This is a genomic window from Snodgrassella alvi (genome assembly GCF_002777855.1).
Taxonomy (GTDB): domain Bacteria; phylum Pseudomonadota; class Gammaproteobacteria; order Burkholderiales; family Neisseriaceae; genus Snodgrassella; species Snodgrassella alvi_E.
Map to the genome: position 1 here is coordinate 1 of NZ_MEIK01000021.1, position 2,455 is coordinate 2,455.

The window sequence follows — 2,455 nt, forward strand, 5'->3', positions numbered from 1 at the left end:
TAAATGCCGCTGGTGTCACACTGACCACAGGTAAACCTGTTATCAATAACGGAAATGTCAATGGTTATGAAGTACGGGGAGGAAACATCAACATAAATGGCGGCGGACTGGATGGCAGTGGTACAGAATACACGCGGATATTGGCTCAGGCAGCGCAGATCAATGCAGGCATTTGGGCCAATAATCTGAACATTACCACCGGTAATAATGATATTGATACAGCTGGTTTAGTAACTACTAATTTGCCAGCTTCAGCAGAAAATAAACCGGCAGTAGCCATAGATACAAGCAATCTGGGCGGAATGTATGCTGGCAAGATTGTATTAGTCAGTACAGATAAAGGCGTAGGCATCAATAATGCTGGGCAGATTTTTGCTGGTACCGGCAATATAACCATAAATGCAGATGGTCGTCTGATGAACAGTGGCAGTATCGTTGCCGCTGATAAAAACAACTCAGGAAGTGATGTATCCACTGCCACCATCAATAGTGATGAGATAACCAACAGTGGGACACTATCTAGTCAAGGCAGAATGCAACTGAGCAGCAGGCAGTTGAATAATAGCGGAATACTGACAACAGCCGATGAGCTGAACATCAGGCAGCAAGCTTTAATTAATCAGGGCGAGATCAACGCCGGCCGGATAGATATAGTTGCCGATAATGTGTACAACTTGAACGGTAAAATAATTCAGACTGGAAAACAAGTATTAAATCTTGATTCGAACAAACTGGAAAACCGTAATAATGGTCTGATAGGCTATGCACCGGCCAATGCAACTCAGCCGCACAAACCCGATTTAACAGAGCCGAGCAACCAACCCAATCCGACAGAATCAACTACCACTGTCAAACCACCGACCACAGCCGTAGGTGAAGGGCAAACGGAAACAGTGACCAATCCTGTTTCTAAAACTGAGTTTGCCACTGGACAAATCATTAGCAGTCAGGAAGTGATTAACGATAATGGCCAGATAATCGCTAATGGTGGGATTGAATTGGATGCGAAAGCAGGATTGCGTAATCACGGCGCCTTGAATCTAAATAACTTAAGCGTCAATGGTGAGGAATTTAATAATCAGCAAGGCAAACTAACAGCCGGCAAAGCAATAATCAATACCGATACCATTGATAATCGTGAAGGAGAAATGACCACTAATGAGCTGTTATCAGCCAGAAGCAATAGGCTGGATAATCGTAAAGGTAAGCTGCAATCAGCCGGCAGCATGGAAATCAGCAGTGCACAGTTGAACAATAGCGAAGAAGGACTTATTGCCGCACAAAATCAGCTGGATATACAAAGTGAAGACTTCAATAACAGCCTGAAAGGAAAAATACAGGCGGGAAAGACATTGAATGTAAAAGTGGGCAATCTAAATAATCAACAGGGAAGCATAAATAGCAACATTCTGAATCTGAGTGCTGACTATGTTGATAACAGTTCGGGAGCAATTCGTACGAATGATAATTTAAAAGCTCAGATTAACCGTAATCTGAATAATCAGAACGGAATTTTTGGAAGTGGAGCAGACCTGCTGTTGAACAGTGAAGGTGAAAGCCTACTGGCAGTTGATAACAGTGCGGGCGGTAAAATTATTGCAGGCAAACAGGCAAAATTGAATACGGCCAGCCTAAACAACAGCAAAGGTAGCATAGACAGCGACAGTTTAGATTTAAAAGCGGAACGTATTGATAACGGCGAAGGGGCAATACGCAGCAATAAACAGCTGAAAGCACAGATTAAAGAAGAATTGAAAAACCGCAACGGCCTGATTGGCAGCAGTGAAGAATTATTGTTGAATGCGGAAGGTGAAAGCAAACTGGCCTTGGATAACAGCGAACAAGGCAAAATCATTGCAGGTAAACAAGCGGTAATTCACACAGCCGCTTTTGACAATAATAGTGGCAGCATAGATGCAGACAGTCTGGAATTGAGTGCGGATAGCGTTAACAATGCAGGCGGAGCAATACGGGTAAATCAGAAATTAAAAGCTCAGATTAACCGTAATCTGAATAATCAGAACGGAATTTTTGGAAGTGGAGCAGACCTACTGTTGAACAGTGAAGGTGAAAGTCTACTGGCAGTTGATAACAGTGCGGGCGGTAAAATTATTGCGGGTAAACAGGCAAAGCTAAATACGGCCAGCCTAAACAACAGCAAAGGTAGCATAGACAGCGACAGTTTGGATTTAAAAGCCGTACGCATAAACAACAGCGAAGGGGCGATACGCACCAACAAACAGCTGAAAGCACAGATTAAAGAAGAATTGAAAAACCGCAACGGCCTGATTGGCAGCAGTGAAGAATTATTGTTGAATGCGGAAGGTGAAAGCAAACTGGCCTTGGATAACAGCGAACAAGGCAAAATCATTGCAGGTAAACAAGCGGTAATTCACACAGCCGCTTTTGACAATAATAGTGGCAGCATAGATGCAGACAGTCTGGAATTGAGTGC

Annotated in this window: 1 protein-coding gene; it reads left to right on the forward strand. The window is 43.4% G+C overall.

What is annotated here, in order from left to right:
• The coding region (locus BHC43_RS03315; RefSeq protein WP_218966451.1) for a two-partner secretion domain-containing protein at positions 1–2,455 on the forward strand (2,455 nt) is incomplete at both ends.